Source organism: Variovorax sp. UC74_104 (genome assembly GCF_044055375.1).
Lineage (GTDB): Bacteria > Pseudomonadota > Gammaproteobacteria > Burkholderiales > Burkholderiaceae_C > Variovorax.
Genome location: NZ_CP171979.1, coordinates 121,002 through 141,676, shown reverse-complemented (window position 1 = coordinate 141,676; position 20,675 = coordinate 121,002). Strand labels below are relative to the sequence as shown.

Sequence of the window (20,675 nt, the reverse complement as noted above, 5' to 3'; positions counted from 1 at the left end):
CGTCACCTTGGCCTACCTCGTCGCACTTCTGATGTTCGTCGCATCGCTGTGCCATGCACAGACCGCGCCTGTGCAGCGCCTGCGCATCGTTGGAGGACTGGCCGGGGTCACGCAGTACACGGGGCAGGAGGAACAGTTCTGGACGCGTGATCTCGCCGCGCTGTCCGGCGGCCGCTACACCGCCAGCATCGTGCCCTTCGACCGTGCCGGCGTGCCCGGCCAGGAAATGCTGAATCTGATGCAGCTGGGCGTCGTGCCCTTCGGCACGGCGCTGATGAGCCAGGTATCCACCCAGTTTCCGGAGCTTGGTGCGCCCGACATGGCCGGCCTGAATCCCGACATCGCCACGCTGCGGCGGGTGGTCGGCGCATTCCGTCCCTATCTGTCGCAGGCCCTGCGCGAGCGCTACGACGTGGAGCTGCTGGCGGTCTACATCTATCCGGCGCAGGTGGTGTTCTGCAACAAGCCGATGCAGCAGCTCGGCGACCTCGCGGGCAGGCGCACGCGCGTGTCGAGCCCGACACAGGCCGACTTTGTCGCGGCGCTCGGCGGTACGCCGGTGTACACCGAGTTCTCGCAGATCATGGCGAACATGAAATCGGGCAACACCGACTGCGTCATCACCGGCACCATGTCCGGGCACACGCTGGGCCTGCACGAGGTGACCAGCGTGCTCTATGCCATGCCGCTGAACTGGGGCGTGGCCGTCTTCGCCGCCAACCGCGAGAGCTTCAATGCACTGCCGCCGGACCTGCAGGCGCTGCTGCGCAAGGAACTGCCGCGGCTGGAGGCCGCGGTGTGGGCCCAGTCGGAGCGCGAGACCGAGGAGGGCATCGCCTGCAACACGGGTGCGGCAGGCTGCGGCAGGGCAACCAGGGGGCGCATGCTGGCGGTGCGGCCCTCGCCGCGCGACGAGGCCCGCCGCCGCGACATCTTCGCGACCCAGGTGCTGCCCGGATGGATTCAGCGCTGCGGCCCGGTGTGCGCCACGGTATGGAACCAGACGGTCGCCCCGGTGGTCGGCATCCAGGCCCGGGCCACGGCACGGTGACGTTACGGTTTCCCCGCCGCATCGCCGCCATCGTCTACGGCGTGGCGCTGGTCTTCCTCGCCACCGTGGGGACGGTGGCCTCCTTCATCGTCTGGGAAGCCAGGCTGAAGGCCATCACCGATCACGAGAACCAGACGGTCCGCTTCGTGACCGGCTCCGAGGCCGCGCTCAATCGCGCGCTGCTGAGCGTCGACATGCTGCTCGCGGGCGCCAACGAACTGCTGCGCGGCTCGAAGGCCGGCAGCGCCGGCCGAGACGCTGCCAGCGCCGGGCCGCACCAGTTGCTCGACAACATGGTGCGGCAGAACCTGCTGGTGCGCCACGTGGCCTTCGTCGATGCGCGCGGCACCGTGGTGGCCTCGTCGGACCGGCGCGGCGAATACCTGCCGCTGGCCCTGCCGCCGGGCTTCGTCGACGGCGTGCTGGCGAAGCCCGTGTCGACGCTGGAGATCAGCGCACCGGCCATCAGCCTGGTGACCTCGCAGAAGGTGCTGTACTTCGCCCGCGCCGTCACGCTCGCCGACGGCTCGCGCATGCTGGCGGTGGCGGAGGTGCAGCTGTCGCTGCTCGCGACGATCATGACGCAGGGTGCCGGCCTGCGCGGCCTGGAGGTCACGCTGGAACGCGATGCCGGTTCACTCCTGGCGAGCGTGCCACCACGCGACGACCTCGCCGGCAGGCCGATCGAGCCGCCGCTGCACGAGCAGACCAGCGACGGCAAGCCGCAGCGCATGGCCGCACGCCTGAGCGGCGAACCGGCCATCGTGGTGGCCCGGCCTACGCTGCACCGAAATCTGCTGATCGTCGCGAGCATGCCGCTGACCTCCGCGCTGATGGACTGGAGCCGCGAGCGCGACCTGATCGCCTGGACCGGCGCAGCCGTCGCGCTGATGATCCTGTCGGTGGCGTGCTTCACGCATGTCCAGCTGCGCCGCCAATGGCGTGCCCGCATGGAGCTGGTGCAGTCCAAGGCCACGCTGGACCAGGCGCTGGAGTCCATGATCGACGGCTTCATCCTGCTTGACGCCGAGCACCGCGTGCTCACCTGGAACCGCAGCTTCGTCGCGATGTTCCCGTGGGTCGGATCGATGATCGCGCCGGGGCTGCCCTTTCGGCGCATCATGGACGAGACCGCTCAGCACGTGGTGCACGGCCGTGGGCCCGCCGGCTGGTTGGCGCTGAATGCGCCGCAGATGGCACAGGCGCACTCCGAACAGGAGGCGCTGCTGCACAACGGCCAGGTGATTCGCGCCACGCGCAGCCGGACACCGGACGGCGGCATGGTCTGCGTCTACCACGACATCACCGAGAAGCGTCGCCACACGGCCGCCATCATCGAGAGCAAGGCGCAGTTGCAGGCCACGCTGGACGCCCTGCCCGACCTGCTGCTCGAGGTGGGCCTGGATGGCCGCTGCCACGGCCACCACACGCCGCGCGTGCCCTTTCCCGCCGCCGGTCTCGAGAACCCCGTGGGCCGCACCCTGCAGGAATTGCTGCCGCCCGAGGCTGCCTCGCAGGTGATGGCGGCGCTGCGCGAGGCCAACGCCAAGGGCTACTCGGCCGGCCGCCAGTTCGAACGGCGCGACCAGGGCGAGCGCAACTGGTTCGAGATTTCCGCGTCGCGCAAGGCCGTCGACGAGGCGGCCGATGCGACCGTCGATGCCACTGCCGGCGACCCGGCCGAAGACCCGGCCGGCAGGGCCGAGGAGCGCAGTGCGCGCTTCATCGTGATCCTGCGCGACATCACCCAGAGCAAGCGCGCGGCGCGCGAGATCGAGCACCTGGCCTTCTACGACACGCTCACCGGCCTGCCCAACCGGCGGCAGCTGCTCGACCGCCTCCACCAGGCCATCGGCGACGCGGCACGCCGCCCGGGACTGTGCGCGCTGCTCTTTCTCGATCTGGACAACTTCAAGACGCTGAACGACGCGCTGGGGCACGACGTCGGCGACGTGCTGCTCAAGCAGGTGGCACAGCGGCTGAAGAGCTGCCTTCGCGAGGGCGACATCGTCGCGCGCCTGGGCGGCGACGAATTCGTGGTGATCCTCGAAAACCTGAGCGACCAGGTCGCGGTGGCCACCTCGCAGACCGAAACCGTCGGCGCGGCCATCCTCGCGCACCTGAACCAGCCCTACCAGCTCGGCGCGCAGCACCACCACGGCACGTGCAGCATCGGAGCCGCCCTGTTCGACGCCCGCACGGCCTCGATCGAGGAGGTGCTCAAGCAAGCCGACATCGCCATGTACCGCGCCAAGACGGACGGCGGCAACGCGCTGCGCTTCTTCGAAGCGGACATGCAGACCCGCATCACCACGCGCGCCGCGCTGGAAAACGAACTGCACGCCGCCATTGCGGCGCAGCAGTTCGTGCTGCACTACCAGAGCCAGGTCACCAGCGACAACCGGGTGCTGGGCGCGGAGGTGCTGGTGCGCTGGCACCATCCCGTGCGCGGGCTGCTGCTGCCGGGCCAGTTCATCGACGTGGCGGAGGACACCGGGCTCATCATCCCGCTGGGCCTGTGGGTGCTGGAGACGGCCTGCAGCCAGCTCGCGGCATGGAGCGGCGATCCGTTGCGGCAACGGATGCAGCTCTCGGTCAACGTGAGCGCCCGGCAGTTCCGCGAAGCGGACTTCGTCGACCAGGTGGGCCGCGTGCTGGCGCGCACCGGTGCCGATCCGCAAAAGCTCAAGCTGGAGCTCACCGAGAGCCTGCTGCACGAGAAGGTGGCCGACGCCGTCGGCAAGATGCAGGCGCTGGCGGCGCTGGGCATCCGTTTCTCCATGGACGACTTCGGCACCGGCTACTCGTCGCTGTCCTACATGACCCAGCTGCCGCTGAGCCAGGTGAAGGTCGACAAGTTCTTCGTGCACCGCATCGGGCTCGATCCGAAGGTGGAATCGATCATCCTGGCCATCATCGGCATGGCGCGCAGCCTGGAACTGGAGATCGTGGCCGAAGGCGTGGAAACGCCCGCGCAGCGCGACTTCCTGGTGCGCCACGGCTGCGGCCTGTGCCAGGGCTATCTGTTCGGCGTGCCGCAGCCACTGGAAATCTATGAGCGCGAGCTCGATGGAAAGCTCGATCGCCCGGATCCTGTCTTCTCGTGAAGACATGAACCGTCTCCCGGTCGTCCGGATCTTCGTCAGCATCCCCAGGGCATCGGCCCGCGTCGGGACGCCCTGTTGGTGCCGAAAGAAAGCACCGTCGTGCAGCCGCCGGCAACACGCTGTCACTTTTTCGGATGCCGATTCCGCAAAACTCTGCAAACAAAAGGGCTACACTGCAACCGGGGCAGCCAATCTCTCCCTCTACCCTCCTCCTATGGCTGTCCATTTAACCCGCTTCGGCGGGTTTTCTTTTGGCAGGTCGGCCCGGTGCGCCACAGCCCCGGCGGCGCGCGCCCGGGGAATTCGCCTCGCTCGCGGCGCTAGAAAAGGTGTTGCTGCGAGCTCGTCAGGGCCGCGAAGCTCGCTCCCATGGGCTGCAGGATGGCGTCGGCGATCGGCTGCAGCTGCCGGCTCAGGTAGTGGTCGTAGTCGATCCGGGAGTGGAGGGCCTCCATCGGTTCCGGGCCGTTGCGGGTCATGACGTAGCGGATCCAGCCGCCGTTCTGGTACTGCCTGGGCCGATGGAGCCGGTCGTTGTGCTCGTCGGCGAGGCGCGCGGCGCGCACCTGCGGCGGCACGTTGACGAGGTAGGCATCCAGGCGATGGCGCAGGCGCTTCCTGTAGACGAGCAGTTCGTCCTGGCCGCCGGACAGCGTCGAGCGCACGTACTCCCTCACGAACTCCTCGTAGGGCTCGCCCCGGAAAATGCGTGAGAGCAGCCCCTCCTGGAACTGCCGCGCCAACGGGGTCCAGTCGCTGCGGGCCATCTCCAGGCCGCGGTAGATCATTTCCTCCTTGCCCGCGGCGTCCTTGCTCAGGCCGGCATAGCGCTTCTTGCTGCCCACGTCCGAGCCGCGGATGGTGGGCATGAAGAACTTGCTGTAGTGAGTGTCGAACTCGATCTCGAGCAGATTCTCGAGGCCGTGCGTCTCGCGCAGGGTGCGTGTCCACCAGCCGTTGATGTCCTTCACGAGCCCCGCCGCGACGGCATGCGCCTCCTCGTTGGTGTGGGTGCGCCCGAGCCAGATAAAGATGGAGTCGGTGTCGCCGTAGATGGCCTCGTAGCCCCGGCGCTCCACGAATTCGCGCGTGAGCTTCATCATCTCGTGCCCCCGAAGGGTGATGGCCGACACCAGCTTGGGATTGAAGAAGCGGCATTCGGACGCGCCCAGCACGCCGGCGAACGAGTTCATCAGCAGCTTGAGTGCTTGCGACAGCGGTTCGTTCCTGGCCCGCTTGGCCTCGTCCCGCGCGCGCCAGAGCGTGGTCACAATCTCCGGCAGGCAGTGCCTGGTGCGGGAGAAGGTCGTTCCCTGGGGCCCCTGGACGACCGCGGCCGGGTCGCTCGCGCCGGCGCCTTCCACGAGGCCCACGGGATCGACGAGGAAGGTGCGGATGATCGAGGGATAGAGGCTCTTGTAGTCCAGCACCACGACCGAGTCGTAGAACCCCGGCTTCGAGTCCATCACGTAGCCCCCGGGGAAGGCCTTGCTCGGGATCTCGCCCACGTTCGGCGCCACGTAGCCCAGTCGATGCATGCGCGGCAGGTAGTGGTGGCTGAACGCCGCGATGGAGCCGCCGAAGTGGTCGATCTGCAGGCCGGTGGTCTGCGCCCGCTCCAGCACGAACTGCAGCAGCTTCGCCTTCTCGAAGATGCGCAGGACGAGCTCGCAATCCCGGATGTTGTAGTGCGCGAGCGCGGGCTTGTCCTCCTGGTAGCGCCGCTCGATCTCGGCCATCTTGTCGTACTCGTCGCCGATGGCCTTGCCCTCGCCCAGCAGCGCCTGCGAGACGCTCTCCAGGCTGAAGGAAGGAAAGCTCCACATCGCGGCCCGCAGTGCCTCGATGCCGTCGACGATCACCCGCCCGGACACGGAGGCGAACAGATAGCCCTGCTTGCCCGGGTGGGTGCGCCAGTCGATGGTGCCTCGCTCCCGCCCCAGAAGCAGTTGCGCCCCGCAGTCGTTGGCCGTCTTCTGCAGTACCCGCAGGTCGAACTGGATGACGCTCCAGCCGACGATGACGTCCGGATCGTTCCTCTCGAACCACTCGTTGAGCTTCTCGATCATGGCCCTGCGGGTCGGGCAATAGACGAGCGAGAAGTCCGGATGCGCCTGCGGCCCGCCCGGCACGGCTGGCGGTTCGCCCAGCATGAAGACGGTCCGGTCCTGCGCCGCGTCCAGCGCAATGGAATAGAGTGCCTCGTACTGGCTGGTCTCGATGTCCAGCGACACCATCTTCAGCGCCGGGCGGTATTCGGGCGCGGGCCTGAGCCTGTAGTCGACGAGCGCCGAGCGGTCCGTGCGCCCTCCTTCCACCTGCACGCCGGCGGTGATGAAGCGCTCCATGAGGTAGCGGTCGTGCGGGCGCACGTCGGCCTCGAGCAGCGGAATGTCCTGTGCACGGAGTGCGCGCGCCAGCCGGCCGATCTGCCGGAAGTGCTTCGCATAGACACCGACGACGGGCTCCCGCTGGAAGGTCTTCAGGTCGAGTTCGCGAAGCTCCATCCCCGGCATGGCGGCAAGCTGCGCCTGCACTGCCGCGCGGTGCCGGGCCGCGACGAACGCGACGGACGCCTGGGAGGTGAGCACGACCTTCATCGGCCCCGAATCCGTGGCCAGCCAGTATTCGATCTCCGTGCCCGCCGGGGCATCCCGCCAGTGGCGGGTGAGGATGAAGCCCTTGAGTTCGATGGGTGCCACGAGAGCCTGAGGAAATGGGGACGCGAAGTAGACGTGCTTGGGCGGCACGGATTTTCGCCCAGTCCATTGCATCCCGCCCTCGAACGAGCGGCTGATTCGATTCCTGCCGGCAATCGCGGTCCACGCACCTCGGCCTAAGGTCGGGAAGCCGGCTGCTCCTGCGCCAGTCCTTGCCGCTCCCGCTTGGGGCTCTTCAACAGATCGACCGATGCCTGCCGTTCACCTGCGGCATCGGCACGCTCCGCATGCTCAGAGTGCTCCCGCACTCTCCGGAAGAATGCCGTTGAGCAGATGGTCGCCCACCACGGTGAACTTGTGCCGCACCGGGTCGTGCAGCGTGTGCACGCGTGCATTGCGCCAGTGCCGGTCGAAGGCATGCGGCGACTGCGCCGAGCGCGTGCCGCACAGCTCGAAGAGCTTGCTGGAGGCCAGCAGCGCCACTTCCGATGTGAGCACCTTGGCTTCGGCCACGGCCAGCGAGGCCGCCGCGCGGTTCGCCCTGTCGGGGTCGGCGATGGCCGCATCCACCGCCAGGCCCGCGCGCTGCGTCATTGCCTCGGCGGCATGGATGCGGATCTGGATCTCCCCGGCCTGCGCGATGACCAGCGGGTCGATCACCGCCCGCGGCGAGCCCTCGGGCTGGCTGATCGACGAGCGGCCGCGCAGGAAGCGCACCGTGTCGTCCAGCGCCGCCTGCGCAATGCCCAGGTCGATGCCCACGTGGCTGAGCTGCGAGACGGCGCCCATGGCCTGTTCGCTGTAGGCCCGGTGGATCGGCAGCACGCACAGGTCCGGCAGCTCGACACGGTCGAGCCGCACGCGGCCGCTCGCGGTGGTGCGCTGGCCGAAGCTCTGCCAATCGTCCTCGATCGCGAGGCCGGGCGTGCCCGCGGGAATGATGGCGACCGTCTTCTCGCCAGCTTCGTTCTGGCCGATGACGGTGACGTAGTGGGCGAAGAGCGCCCCCGTGGCGTAGATCTTCTCGCCGCTGAGCACGTGGCCGCGTGCGGTGCGAGCGATGACCGTGGGCTGTAAACCCTGCTTTCCAGGCGCGTCGGTGTTGGCATTGCCGAAGCGGCAGCCGCGCAGGATCTCACCCAGGAAGAAGTCCTTCTGCGCGGCAGTGCCCACCGTCGAGAGCCAGAAAACCGCGCTGTTGTGGTTCTGCTGGATCTGGCCGATGGACGCATCCGCGGCCGTGAGAATCGCGAACACCTGCGCCACGGTGGCATAGGACACGCCCGCGCCGCCGTGCTCGCGCGGCACGTTCATGGCCCACAGGCCCGCGGCCGAGACCAGGTCGAGCTCGCGTTCGGGCAGGATGCGCTCGCGGTCCCGCTCGGCCGAGCCTTCGGCGATCAGGCCGGCGATGCGGCGCGCGGCCTGGAGCACTTCCGCGTCGGAGCGCAGCACCTGTGCCGCCTGCACGGCGCGCGTGGTGCGATGGGCGGACTGCTGGCGCTTGATCACCGAGGCGAGCACGGCATTCATGAGGCCGCCGCGCGATGCCGCGGCAGACGCCCGAAGAAGGGATGGCTCGGGTCGTTGAAGCCCGGCAGCGACGAATGGCCCGTGGTCACCAGCGCGTCGACCAACGCCTCGTCTTCATCGCTGAAGCGGTACTGCAGCGCCGGCACGTAGTCTTCCCACTGCTCCAGCGTGCGGGGGCCGGCGATGGCGGAGGTGATCAGCCGGTTGTTCAACACCCATGCCAGTGCAAACTGCCCGGGCGTGATGCCGCGCCCCTCGACGTGCTCCTTCACGCGCTGGGCGATCTGCAGCGACTCGGCGCGCCACTCCGTCTGCAGGATGCGCTTGTCGTCGCGGCCCGCGCGCGTGCCGGACGGCGGCGCCTTGCCCGGCTCGTACTTGGCGGTGAGCACGCCGCGCGCGAGCGGGCTGTACGAAACGACACCCACGCCGTAGTACTCGGCCGCGGGCAGGTGCTCGGCCTCGATCTGCCGGTTCGCGAGGTTGTAGAGCGGCTGGCTCGCCGCCGGCCGGTCCACGTTCAGGGCGTCTGCGGTGCGGCTGAACTCCGCGATCTTCCAGGCGCTGTGGTTCGAGAGGCCGTAGCTGCGCAGCTTGCCGGCGCGGATCAGGTCGCCCAGTGCGCGTACGGTCTCGGCCACCGGCGTGGCGCGGTCCTCGCGGTGCAGGTACAGCAGGTCGATGTGGTCGGTGCCCAGTCGCTTCAGGCTGGCCTCCACCGACTGCACGATGCCGTGCCGCCCGGTGCTCCTGTTGTTGGGGCCGGCGATGTCCGGATCGGGGTTCGCGAACTTCGTCGCGAGCACCCAGCGGTGCCGGTTGGGCGCCACCAGTTGGCCCACCACCTTTTCCGATTCGCCCTTGTTGTACGCATTGGCGGTATCGATGAAGTTGATGCCCTGCTCGAAGGCGCGATCGGCGATGCACTGCGCGGTGGCGCGGTCGGTCTGACCGCCGAACATCATGGTGCCGAGCGTGAGCGGCGACACGAGGATGCCGCTGCGCCCGAGTGGGCGGTAGTCGATGGTGCTCATGGAGAAGGTTCTCTGGTGTCGGGGTGAAAGGTGCGCCTACAGGCGAAGCCCGGCCTGCCTCATCAGCGGCAGGATGCGGTCGCCGAAGAATTCGAGGTCGGGCTTGAAGTCGAAGAAGCTCAGCTGCAGGCCATCGATGCCCGCGCGCTTGAGCTGCACGAACTGCTCGACCACCTGCTCCGGCGTGCCGATGACCTCGATGTTTCCGCCGATGGCACGGCGCTTGGGAGCGTCGTTGCCGACGCGGCCGCGCCAGGCGTGCGCGTCGCTGTCGAAACGGTTGAAGCTGGTCTTCGGATCGGCGTCGACGTGCGCGACGATGGCGTCGTGGTAGTCCCAGGTCTCGCGCTCGGTCTCGCGGCTGATCACCATCGGGTTGAGCAGCGTGCGCACCTCGCGGCCCACGTCGCGCGCAGCCTGCTTCACGCGCGCGGCATGCGCCGGGAGCGCCTCGATGGCGCTGGCGAAGCTCGAACCGCTCGGGCTGGTGATGAACACGATGTCGGAATAGCGCGCCGCGAAGCCGATGCCAGCGTCGGAGCCGGTGGCGTTCACCAGCACGGGCCGGCCGAAGCGCGGCTTGGGCGAGACGAAAGCGCCATCGAGTTTCCACAGTGATTCGCCCTTGAACGACCAGTTCTCGGTGTCGGCCCAAAGCCGCTGCACCACTTCGAGGAACTCTGCTGCAAGTTCGTAGCGGCGGTCGTGCTCGATGCGATGGGAACCGAACATCTCGTGTTCGACCGCGCGGTGCCCAGTGACCACGTTGATGCCCCAGCGCCCGCCCGAGATGTGGTCGAGCGTGGCGGCGTACTTGGCCAGGTGCAGCGGATGCAGCGGGCCGTAGAGCACATGGATGGTCGAGATCAGCATGATCCGGCTCGTCACCGCGGTGAGCGCGGCCGTGGTCATGAACGAGTCGAGCGCGTTGCCGTTGAAGACACCGCCATAGCCGCCCTTGGGCAGCCATTGCGACAGCGCGAACACCAGGTCGAAGCCCAACTGCTCGGCCTTCAGCACGAGGTCGCGGTTGTAGTCAAAGCGCCAGTCGGTGGTGCGCGGGAGTGTCGACGCGCTCCAGCCGCCCGCCTGGATCGGCAGGAACAGCCCCAGCAGCACGGGCTGCCTGAAGGCCTGGGAAAGCGGGCTCTCGCTGAATTCGCTCGGAGCGGCAAAGCGCTCCCATCCGGCAATGGCGCCGGGCCGTTGTGGCAGGGACATTTGAAATTACCTTCCAGGGGCCCGGATTCTGTGCAGCCGCACGGCAAATGGCACGCCCGGAATCCGCATATCCAAATTCGCCGGATTCATCATCGGGCTCGAGAAGACCTTGCCTTCCTCCAGGTGCTTCGTCGTGCCGTTGAGGTGGTAGTCGCCGATCACGCGCGCCTTCTGCAGCAGCGGGTTGTGGCTGAAGATGGTGCGCAGGTTGCGCCAGTGGCGGTCGAAGTTGTGCCTGCGCGAAGTGGCCGAGGCGCCGCCGGCCTCGAAGAGGCGCTCGGCCGCCTGCAGCGCGATCCGGCTGACCGCCAGTTGCGTCTTGGCGGTGGCGAGCGCGCCGTCGAGCACCAGCTGCTGCACTCCCTCCTCCCCCACATCGCCGTTGGCGGCGCCGCGCCGCAGGGCCTCGGCCGAACGGTCGAGCTGCCGCGCGTTGGCGGCGATGAGCGCATCCACGGCGTGCGTGTGCGCGGCCAGGTCGCCCACCACCCATTGCGTGAAGTGGTCTTCCGCCGCCGCGGACGCCAGGCTGTGCGCCGCGGGCCGGGCGTGATGGCGCACGTAGTGCACGGCGTCATCGAACACGTTGCGCACGATGCCCGCCGCGACGGCCACCAGGTAGAGCTGCCGCAGCGAAGAGGCATGGCGCCGCTGCAGGCTGCGCGGCGAGGTGAGCACGATCTCGTCGGGCCGGACTTCGAGATCGTCGAACTCCAGGCTCCCGCTGGCCGTGAGCCGCTGCCCCATGCCGTCCCAGTCGTCCTTCACGTGGAGGCCGGCGCGGCCGGTGGGCACGATCACCGTCGCGTCGCGGCCCTCCTCGTCGCGCACCGCGATGCTCGCGAAGTCGGAGAAGGCGGTGCCGGTCGCGTAGTACTTGCTGCCGTTGAGCACGATCCTGTCGCCCTGCCGTTCGAGCGCGGTGGTCACGGTGCCCGAGCGCGGCGTCCCCAGTTCGGTGAAGGCGCCGCCGAACAGGGCGCCTTCGAGCACGCGCGCGAGCTGTCGGTCGGAGTCTGCATTGGACGGCGCGGAGGTCCACAGCTCGATCGCGTTGTAGTGCGTGCGCAAGGCATGCGCCACGTTGGAGTCGGCCGCCGCCAGCGTGGCGACGACCTGCACGAGGTCTTCGATGGAACCGCCGGGGCCGCCGCGTTCGGCCGGAATGCGCAACGCGCCCAGCCCCGAAGCGCGGAACAGCGCAAAGGCCTCGAAAGGCAGCGTGCCTTCGCGTTCTCGCTGCGAGGCCCCCTCGCCGATTGCCGCGGCCAGGGCGGGCAGCCGTTCGAGCAAGGTTCTGAGTTGGGCACCTGAAAAGGCGCGATCGACGGCATTCATGGCTTGCATTTCCGGAAGCGGCAGAGGCTCGGGAATATAGGCCGCGGCACCCCTCGGTTTGCGCATAAGCAAACTCGGTTTTCGGCTCGATGCGCAGCACGCCGGGCACCCGTCGCGACTGCATTTCGATGATCGAAAAAATGCTAAGCGCCGGGACGGATTTCCAAGACCATCGTCAGCCTTTCGAGCCACTCGCGGACACGGCGATCCATCCCATGCTTTCATTTCTTCTTCTCGCAAAACTGAAGTTCGACCGGCGGCTGATCCACCTTGCGCTGGCCGCGCTGCCCTTCACCGCCGGTGCGCAGAGCGCCGCTGCGCCCACACCTGTGAGCGGCGGAACGCTGACCTACGCGGTGTCGCAGGAGCCGACCTCGCTGGTGTCCTTCCTCGACACCAAGACCGACAACCGCAACATCAGCGCCAAGGTCACCGAGGGCCTGCTGCGCTACGACGCGAAGTTCAACCCGCAGCCGCTGCTGGCAACCTCGTGGCAGGTCAGCGCCGACGGCCTGAAGTACACCTTCAAGCTGCGCCCGGGCGTGAAGTTCCACGACGGGCGCGACTTCACCGCCGAGGACGTGCGCTACTCGGTGCTGGTGCAGAAGAAGCAGGGGCCGCGCGGCCGCATCACGCTGGCCAACGTGGAGCGCGTGGACGCGCCCGATCCGCTCACGGCGGTGATCGTGCTGGCCAAGCCGGCGCCATTCCTATTGAAATCGCTGTCGTCGGCCGAGCTGCCGATCGTGCCGGCCCACCGCTACGCCGACGGCGATCCGCTCGCCAGCCCGAACATCTCGGCGCCCGTGGGCACGGGTCCGTACATCTTCGAGCAGTGGGTGCGCGGCAGCCACCTGGTGCTGCGCAAGAACCCGGGCTACTGGCGCAAGGACCGCCCGTACATCGACCGCGTGATCGTGAAGTTCGTGCGCGACCCAGCCGCGATCTCCACCGCCATCGAGACCGGCGAGGTCGACGTGGCGCAGGGCGTGAGCCTGGCCGACCTCGAACGGCTGTCGTCGAACCCGAAGCTCAAGGTCGACGACGGCTATGACGGCTTCCTCAACAACGCCTCGTTCCTCGAGTTCAACGTAGAGAACCCGGTCCTCGCGAACGCCAAGGTGCGCCACGCCATCGCGCAGGCCATCGACCGCAACTTCATCCGCAACACGATCTACTACAAGCGCGTGGAGGTCGTGAACTCGCCCATTCCGCGCGTGCTGTCCGACTACTACGACGACAGCACCTTCCGCTATCCCTTCGACGTCGCCGCGGCCAACCGCCTGCTCGACGAGGCGGGCCAGCCGAAGCAGGCCAACGGCCAGCGCTTCTCGCTGCGGCTGAGCTACATCCCAGGTGCGGAATTCAAGCGCACGGCCGACTACCTGCGCTCCGCGCTGGCGCGCGTGGGCATCAAGGTCGACATCGTGGACGGCGACCTGCCGACCTTCCTCAAGCGGGTCTACACCACGCGCGACTTCGACATCAACATCAACGGCCTCGGCCGCCTCTTCGATCCCACCGTGGGCGTGCAGCGCATCTACTGGGGTGACGGCGTGCGCAACCCGCTGATCTGGGTCAACGCCGCCCACTACGACAACCCGCAGGTCGACGAGCTGTTCCGGCAGGCCGCCGTCGAGCTCGACGCAGGCAAACGCGCGGCGCAGTTCCGGCAGGTCCAGCAGATCGTCGGCCGCGAGCTGCCGGTGCTCCCGATCGTCGCCGTACCGTCGATCGTGGTGCACAGCACGCGCCTGCACGACTTCCACAACAGCATCGACCTGATGTCCGGCGACCTGGCCGACGCATGGATCGAACCGCGCAAGTAAATCACGCAAGTAATGCGCCAATCGCCGAAAGCTCACATGACCACCCAGGACCTCCACCACACCCTTCTGGATTCGCTGACCTTCGCCAGCGCCCGCGCGCAGGCCGAGGCGCTGGCCGCCGGCCGCGTGTCCGCCGTCGACCTGCTGGAGCACGTGCTCGCGCGCATCAGCCGCTTCGACAACGACCTCAACGCCGTGGTGGTTCGCGACGACGAAGCCGCCCGCGCGGCGGCCCGCGAAGCCGATGCGGCCCTGGCGCGCGGCGAGCGCAGGCCGCTGCTGGGCGTGCCGATCACGGTGAAGGAATCGTTCGACGTCGCCGGCTACGTCACGAGCAGCGGCAACCCCGACTACGCGAACAACGTGGCAGCGCAGGACTCACTGGCCGTCGCGGCGCTTCGCGGAGCGGGCGCGGTGATCGTCGGCAAGAGCAACGTGCCGCTCGCGCTGGCCGACCTGCAGAGCTACAACGACGTCTACGGCGTGAGCAACAACCCGTGGGACACCACGCGCACGCCGGGCGGCTCCTCGGGCGGCTCGGCCGCCGCGCTCGCGGCGGGCTACGTCGCGTTGGAACTGGGCACCGACATCGGCGGCTCGATCCGAATCCCTGCGCACTTCAACGGCGTGTACGGCCATAAGCCGACGGCAGGACTCGTCGCGCTGCGCGGCACCGGCGTGCCCTCGGGCCGGCTGGCAGATCGCGACCTTGCCGTGGCCGGTCCGCTGGCGCGCACCGCCTCCGACCTCGGGCTCGCGCTCGACCTGCTGGTCAACCTCGAGCCGCTGGCCGCCAAGGCCTGGAAGGCGGCGCTGCCGCCGGCGCGCCACACCAGGCTGAGCGACTTCCGCGTGCTGGTGATCGACCAGTGGCCCGGCAGCGAGCGCAGCCTGCACGAGGCGCTGGTGGTCGAGCGCGTGGTGGAGCGCCTGCGCACGCAGGGCGTGAAGGTGACGCGGCCTTCGGAACTGCCGGATGGCCTGCTGCCCGACCTCACGCAGTCGCACCGCGTCTACCGCAGCCTGCTGGGCTCTTCGCTGGCCACGCCGCCCGCACTGAGCAAGTCGGCGCAGAAGCGGCTCGAAGCCCTCTCGAGCGACGACGACAGCGCCGATGCCGCATGGCTGCGCGCGCCCACGCTGCGCCACAGCGAATGGCTGAAGGACAACGAGCGCCGCGTGGCGCTGCGCCACCAGTGGGAGCGCTTCTTCGAGCACTTCGACGTGGTGGTGACGCCGGTCGCGCCGCTTCCGGCCTTCCGCCACAACCACACCGAGCCGAAGGACGAGCGCACCTATCCCGTCGCGTTCGAGAACGGCACGCGCGAAGTCCGCTTCCTGGACCTGTTCCACTGGGCGGGCCTGCCGGTGCTGCCGGGCCTGCCGGCCACCAGCTTCCCGGTCGGGCTCGACGAGGCCGGCCTGCCGGTGAGCGCGCAGGCCGTCGGCCCCTACCTCGAGGACCGCACGACCATCGCCTTCGCCGAGCTGCTGGAGCAGGTCTATGGCGGCTTCATCGCGCCGCCCGGCTTCGGAGGGAGCGGCCCGGCATGAGGCCCACGCTGCCCATCAGCCGGCGGCGCTTTCACCGGCGTCTCCTTGGGGGCTTCGGCGGCCTCGGCCTGCCGCTGGCGGCGCCAGCACTGGCGGCCACCGCCGCGGCACCGTCCGAGGCGCCGCGCCGCGCGCAGGGCGGCGTCGTCACCCTGCTCACGGCGCTGGAGCCACCCACGCTGGTCGGCCTGGTCAACTCCGCCGCGGGCACCTTCCTGGTCTCGCCCAAGGCGGTGGAAGGCCTGCTGAGCTACGACTTCGACCTGCGCCCGCGCCCCCAGCTGGCGGTGGCCTGGGAGGTGCAGCCCGACGGCCTGCAATACACCTTCCGGCTGCGGCGCGGCGTGAAGTGGCACGACGGGCGCGACTTCAGCTCGGCCGATGTCGCCTTCTCGATCCTCGCCCTCAAGGCCTCGCACCCGCGCGGCCGCGCCACCTTCGCGAGCGTGTCCGAGGTGCGCACGCCCGATGCGCACACGGCGGTGCTGGTGCTCAGCCGCCCCGCCCCCTTCCTGCTCACCGCGCTCGCGGCGGCGGAGTCGCCGATCGTTCCAAGGCATGTCTATGAAGGCAAGGACCTGGCCACTCATCCGGCCAACAACGCGCCTGTGGGCACCGGCCCCTTCGTGTTCAAGGAATGGGTGCGCGGCAGCCATGTGATCTACGAGCGCAACCCGAACTACTGGGACCCGGGCAAGCCGTACATCGACCGCCTCGTGGTGCGCTTCATTCCCGACCAGGCTGCCGCGGCCGCCGCACTGGAAAGCGGCACGGTCGATCTCGCGGGTGCGACGCCCGTACCCATTCCCGACCTCGACCGCCTCAAGGACCTGCCCCACCTGCGCCTGGACACGCGCGGCAACGAGTACTTCAACAACTCCACCACGCGCATCGAGTTCAACCTGGACAACCGCTACTTCAAGCACGCCAAGGTGCGCCAGGCCGTCGCGCATGCGATCGACCGCGACGTGATCCTGAAGACCGTGTGGTACGGCTATGGCATCGCCGCGCCCGGGCCGATCTCGCCGGTGCTCAGGGCCTTCCACGACCCGAAGGTGGCGGTGCCGCGCTTCGACCGCAGGCGCGCCGAGGCGCTGCTGGACGAGGCGGGTTTTCCGCGGGGCGCCGACGGCGTGCGCTTCCGCGTGAGCCACGACGTGTTCGACGGCGGCGGCAACCGCGTGGGCCAGTACATCCGCCAGGCGCTGGCGCGCGTGGGCATCGACGTGACGGTGCGCACGCAGGAGTTCGGCAGCTACATCAAGCGCGTGTACACCGACCGCGACTTCGACTTCAACAACCAGGGCATCAGCCAGATGTTCGACCCCACGGTGGGCATCCAGCGCTTCTACTGGTCGAAGAACTTCCGCCCCGGCGTGCCGTTCTCGAACGGCGCCCACTACGACAACCCCGAAGTCGACCGGCTGCTGAAGGCGGCTGCCGTGGAGAACGACCCCGCGAAGCGGCGCGCGCTCTTCAGCGAGTTCCAGCGCGTGATCGCATCCGAGCTGCCGACCATCGGCCTCGTGGCCGTGGCGCAGGTCACGGTGGCGAACCGACGCATCGGCGACCACACGGTCGGTGCGGAAGGGCTCTCGGGCAACTTCGCCGACATCCACATCAGGGCCTGAGACATGAACGACAACGCCATCCATCGCCGCCTCTTCCTGCAGGGCGGCGCAAGCCTGGGCCTTGCCGGCCTGGCGCCCGCGTGGGCGCAGGGGCTGCCGGCGGCAGCAGCCACCACCGGTGCGCCGGTGCGCGGCGGCACGCTCACCGTGCTGGTCGACCCCGAGCCCCCGACGCTCACCACCATCGCGCATTCGGCGGGCTCGTCGGTGCTGATCTCGGCCAAGGTCACCGAGGGGCTGCTGAGCTACGACTTCGAGCTCGCGCCGCAGCCGCAGCTGGCCACCGCATGGGCCGTGAGCAGCGACGGCCTGCAATACACCTTCACCCTGCGCCGCGGCGTGAAGTGGCACGACGGCCGGCCCTTCACCTCGGCCGACGTGGCGCATTCCATCGGCCTGCTGAAGCAGTACCACCCGCGCGGCCGCGCCACCTTCTCCAGCCTGGCCGAGGTGCGCACGCCGGACGACTTCACCGCCGTGCTGGTGCTGTCGAAACCGGTGCCCTATCTGCTCACGGCGCTCTCGGCCTCCGAGTCGCCCATCGTGCCGAAGCACCTCTACGAGAGCGGCAAGGCCGATGCCAACCCGGCCAACAACGCGCCCGTGGGCACCGGCCCCTTCGTCTTCAAGGAATGGGTGCGCGGCAGCCACGTGGCCTACGAGCGCAACCCGAACTACTGGGACAACCCCAGGCCCTACGTCGACCGGCTGATCGTGCGCTTCATTCCCGACGCGGCCGCCCGCGCCGCCGCCATCGAGAAGGGCGAGGTGCACCTGAGCCCCGGCACGCCGGTGCCGCTGGGCGACGTCGAGCGGCTGCGCGCCAAGCCGAACCTGGTGTTCGAGCCCAACGGCTACCAGTACATCAACAACGTCTCGCGCGTGGAATTCAACCTGGAGAACCCCGCGCTGCAGGACCTGCGCGTGCGCCAGGCCATCGCGCACGCCATCAACCGGCAGGTGGTGCGCAAGACCGTGTGGTATGGCCAGGGCACGCTGATCCCGGGGCCGGTGCATCCGGCGCTGAAGAAGTTCTACGTGCCGGACCTGCCCGTGCTGCCCTACGACCTGAAGCAGGCCGAGGCGCTGCTCGACGCGGCGGGCCTCGCGCGCGGCAAGGCCGGCGGCAACCTGCGGCTGAAGCTGGGGCTCGTGCCGATTCCCAACGAAGGCGGCCAGCGCACGGCCGAGTACCTGAAGCAGAGCCTGGGCCGCATCGGCATCGAGGTCACCATCAACTCGCAGGACTTCGCGACCTACGTGCGCCGCGTGTACGCCGACCGCGCCTTCGACCTGCACGTGAGCGTGATGAGCAATACCTTCGATCCGACCGTGGGCATCCAGCGCCTGTACTGGTCGAAGAACTTCAGGAAGGGCCTGCCGTTCTCCAACGGCTCGGGCTACAGCAACCCCGAGGTGGACCGCCTGCTCGAAGCCGCGGCCGTCGAGGTGGACGAGGGCCGCAGGCGACAGGCCTTCGTGGAGTTCCAGCGGCACATCGTGCGCGACCTGCCCGACATCACGCTGCTGGCCATCGACAACTACACCATCGCCGACCGCCGCGTGCACGGCCACACCGTGAGCGCCGACGGCATCGGCGGCAACCTGGCCGGCGCGTGGATCGGCACCTGAGATCAAGGAACACCCCATCATGACTTCGCCTTCTTCACCTTCCGGCGCCCGGCCCGACGTGCTCTGGTACACCCGCTGCCCCGTGCCCTCGCCGCTGGGCATCGCCGCCCGCCAGGGCTGGCTGGCCGAGACCTTCGCCGAGGAGGGCATCGCCATCGAATCGATCATCGACTCGAAGGACCGCAGCATCCGCGAGAGCCATTTCGACCATCACCTGGCGTGGTCCTTCCGCCAGGGCGGCAACATCCCGCCGATCTGGGCGCGCGCCAACGGGCGCGCCACGCGGCTGGTGGCCATCACCTGGACCGACGAATTCCAGGCCATCGTGACGCTGCCGGACCGCGGCAACGCATCGGCCGAGGCGCTCGCAGGCCGGCGCCTCGCCGTGCCGCGCCGCGTGAACGACCTGATCGACTTCCATCGCGCGACCGCCCTCAAGGGCATCGTGTCGGGCCTGTCGCTGGCGGGGCTCTCGACCGGCGACGTGACGCTGGTGGAGCTGCCGATCGAGGAGTCCGTCATCGTCGCGCAGGGCGACCCGAGCCTCTTCGGGCTGCGCCGGCGCCATCCTTACTTCCGCGAAGTCGAGGCGCTGGTGCGCGGCGAGGTGGATGCGATCTTCCTCAAGGGCGCCGAAGGCATCGTGGTGGCGAACCTGATCGGCGCGCAGGTCGTCGCGGAGTTCGGCAACCATCCCGATCCGAAGATCCGCATCAACAACGGCACGCCGCGCGTGCTCACGGTGGACGACGCGCTCTCGCGGCAACGCCCCGATCTCGTGGTGCGACTGCTCGACGTGGTCGCACGCGCGGGCCGCTGGGCCGAGGCCCATCCCGACGAGACCCTGCGCTTCGTCGCGCGCGAGATCGCCACCAACGAGGAAGCGGTGCTCGCCTCCAATGGCCCCGACGTGCACAGGCACCTGGGCATCGGCCTCGATGCGCCGCTGGTGGAGGCCATCGGGCACTTCAAGGACTTCCTGCTGCAGTGGGGCTTCCTGCTGGCGGACTTCGATCTCGGCGCCTGGGTCGACCATGCGCCTCTGCGCGCACTGCATGCTCGGTCGGGGCACATCGAACAGGTGCCGCAGGCAGTCGCCGCATGAGCTCGCCGCCTCGCATCCTGGTGACGGGCGCCACCGGCCGGCTGGGCCAACTGCTCGTGCCCCGACTGCTCGCGCGCGGTGCCAGGGTGCGCGCCCTCACGCGCCATCCTGCGCGGGCCAACGACCTCAGGGCGCAAGGCGCCGAAACGGCCGTCGGCGATTTCGACGACGGCGACAGCCTGCGCCGTGCGCTCAAAGGCGTGTCGCGCCTCTTCCTGCTGTCCCCGATCACGCCTACGCTGGCCGCTCAGCAGATCACGGTGATCGAGGCGGCTGCGGCGGCGGGCGTCGAACGCATCGTGAAGCTCTCGGGCTCGCACTGGACCATCGAGCCGCCCGGGCGCTCGCTTTCCGGTGACGCGCACCGCGAGATCGAGGCCGCCCTGCGCCGCTCGGGCATCGCGCACCGCGTGCTGCGCCCGAATGCATGGATGCAGGTGATGCTCTCGCGCGTGGCTGCGGAGCTCGCGGCCGGCGACGCGCTGCATGCGCCGCCGGACGACCCGAAGGTCGCCTTCATCGATGCACGCGACATCGCGGACGTGGCGGTGGAGGCGCTGTTCGAGCAGTCCGTCGCCAGCGAGGCATCGGCCACGCCATGGGTGCTCACCGGCGGCAGCGCCGTCGGGTACGACGAGATTGCCGGCATCGCGTCGCGACTCACCGGCCGCCCGATCGTCGCGACGCCGCTGTCCGCCCAGGCACAGCAGCTGCGACAGGCTGCGAATGCGCCCTCGCCCTACATCGCCCGCGTGCACGCCGAGTTCGCGGCGCTGATCGCCGCCGGTGAAGCCGAGCCGACGACAGGCACGGTGGCCGACGTCCTTGGGCGCCCGCCGCGCACGGTGGAAGCCTTTCTCGCGGAAACCGTCGCGAGACGCGCGCCGGCCTGAAAGAGATCGGCGGGTCGGCGGATCGGAAAATCCGCACCCGCCCCAACACCGCGTTTGCTTATGCGGAAGTCTTCGTAGCGGCGCGCG

Annotated in this window: 13 protein-coding genes; 8 read left to right on the top strand and 5 right to left on the bottom strand. The window is 69.0% G+C overall.

Going from position 1 to position 20,675, the window contains the following annotated elements; translation table 11 throughout:
* Window positions 1-31: 31 nt before the first annotated feature.
* Both ACHMXA_RS31235 and ACHMXA_RS31230 read left to right on the top strand, forming a co-directional pair.
* Window positions 32-1,051 carry a TRAP transporter substrate-binding protein gene (locus tag ACHMXA_RS31235; RefSeq protein WP_176666539.1) on the top strand — a complete coding sequence of 340 codons (1,020 nt, stop codon included), beginning with the start codon at window positions 32-34 and terminating at the stop codon, window positions 1,049-1,051.
* On the top strand, window positions 1,048-4,158 hold the full coding sequence (locus ACHMXA_RS31230; RefSeq protein ID WP_395322189.1) for an EAL domain-containing protein: 3,111 nt from the start codon (window positions 1,048-1,050) through the stop codon (window positions 4,156-4,158). Before ACHMXA_RS31235 ends, ACHMXA_RS31230 begins: the two co-directional genes overlap by 4 nt.
* Before the next feature lie 320 nt (window positions 4,159-4,478).
* Here ACHMXA_RS31230 and ACHMXA_RS31225 read toward each other — a convergent pair whose 3' ends face one another.
* The 5 genes from ACHMXA_RS31225 to ACHMXA_RS31205 all read right to left on the bottom strand — a co-directional run bounded on the left by ACHMXA_RS31225 (window position 4,479) and on the right by ACHMXA_RS31205 (window position 11,944).
* A complete protein-coding gene (locus ACHMXA_RS31225; protein WP_395322187.1) occupies window positions 4,479-6,860 on the bottom strand; it encodes a DNA polymerase II in 2,382 nt (793 codons plus the stop codon).
* A 249-nt stretch (window positions 6,861-7,109) separates the two neighbouring features.
* Window positions 7,110-8,351, bottom strand: a complete 1,242-nt coding sequence (locus tag ACHMXA_RS31220; RefSeq protein WP_395322185.1) for an SfnB family sulfur acquisition oxidoreductase — start codon at window positions 8,349-8,351, stop codon at window positions 7,110-7,112.
* Complete coding sequence (locus tag ACHMXA_RS31215; protein ID WP_395322183.1) at window positions 8,348-9,385, bottom strand: aldo/keto reductase; 1,038 nt, start codon at window positions 9,383-9,385, stop codon at window positions 8,348-8,350. The genes ACHMXA_RS31220 and ACHMXA_RS31215 overlap by 4 nt, the downstream gene beginning before the upstream one ends.
* A 36-nt stretch (window positions 9,386-9,421) precedes the next feature.
* Entirely contained in the window at window positions 9,422-10,606 is a 1,185-nt protein-coding gene (locus ACHMXA_RS31210) for an LLM class flavin-dependent oxidoreductase (RefSeq protein ID WP_395322181.1), read from the bottom strand.
* A 6-nt stretch (window positions 10,607-10,612) separates the two neighbouring features.
* Window positions 10,613-11,944, bottom strand: coding sequence for an acyl-CoA dehydrogenase family protein (locus tag ACHMXA_RS31205; protein ID WP_395322179.1), 1,332 nt, complete (start codon window positions 11,942-11,944; stop codon window positions 10,613-10,615).
* Window positions 11,945-12,159: 215 nt separating this feature from the next.
* On the opposite strand from ACHMXA_RS31205, the gene ACHMXA_RS31200 reads away from it, so the two are divergent.
* Genes ACHMXA_RS31200 through ACHMXA_RS31175 form a run of 6 tightly spaced genes read left to right on the top strand, consistent with a single transcriptional unit; the run spans window position 12,160 to window position 20,588 of the window.
* Window positions 12,160-13,773, top strand: coding sequence for an ABC transporter substrate-binding protein (locus tag ACHMXA_RS31200; protein ID WP_395322178.1), 1,614 nt, complete (start codon window positions 12,160-12,162; stop codon window positions 13,771-13,773).
* A 36-nt stretch (window positions 13,774-13,809) separates the two neighbouring features.
* Window positions 13,810-15,327 (top strand): amidase, encoded by a 1,518-nt coding sequence (locus ACHMXA_RS31195; RefSeq protein WP_395322176.1) that lies wholly within the window; start codon window positions 13,810-13,812, stop codon window positions 15,325-15,327.
* The gene (locus tag ACHMXA_RS31190; RefSeq protein WP_395322175.1) at window positions 15,324-16,958 is read left to right on the top strand and encodes an ABC transporter substrate-binding protein; all 1,635 of its coding nucleotides are present in this window, start codon (window positions 15,324-15,326) and stop codon (window positions 16,956-16,958) included. The genes ACHMXA_RS31195 and ACHMXA_RS31190 overlap by 4 nt, the downstream gene beginning before the upstream one ends.
* Before the next feature lie 3 nt (window positions 16,959-16,961).
* Window positions 16,962-18,590 carry an ABC transporter substrate-binding protein gene (locus tag ACHMXA_RS31185; RefSeq protein WP_395322174.1) on the top strand — a complete coding sequence of 543 codons (1,629 nt, stop codon included), beginning with the start codon at window positions 16,962-16,964 and terminating at the stop codon, window positions 18,588-18,590.
* 19 nt (window positions 18,591-18,609) lie between these two features.
* Window positions 18,610-19,695, top strand: coding sequence for an ABC transporter substrate-binding protein (locus ACHMXA_RS31180; RefSeq protein ID WP_395322173.1), 1,086 nt, complete (start codon window positions 18,610-18,612; stop codon window positions 19,693-19,695).
* The gene (locus ACHMXA_RS31175) at window positions 19,692-20,588 is read left to right on the top strand and encodes an NmrA family NAD(P)-binding protein (RefSeq protein WP_395322171.1); all 897 of its coding nucleotides are present in this window, start codon (window positions 19,692-19,694) and stop codon (window positions 20,586-20,588) included. The genes ACHMXA_RS31180 and ACHMXA_RS31175 overlap by 4 nt, the downstream gene beginning before the upstream one ends.
* The last annotated feature ends 87 nt before the right edge of the window (window positions 20,589-20,675 follow it).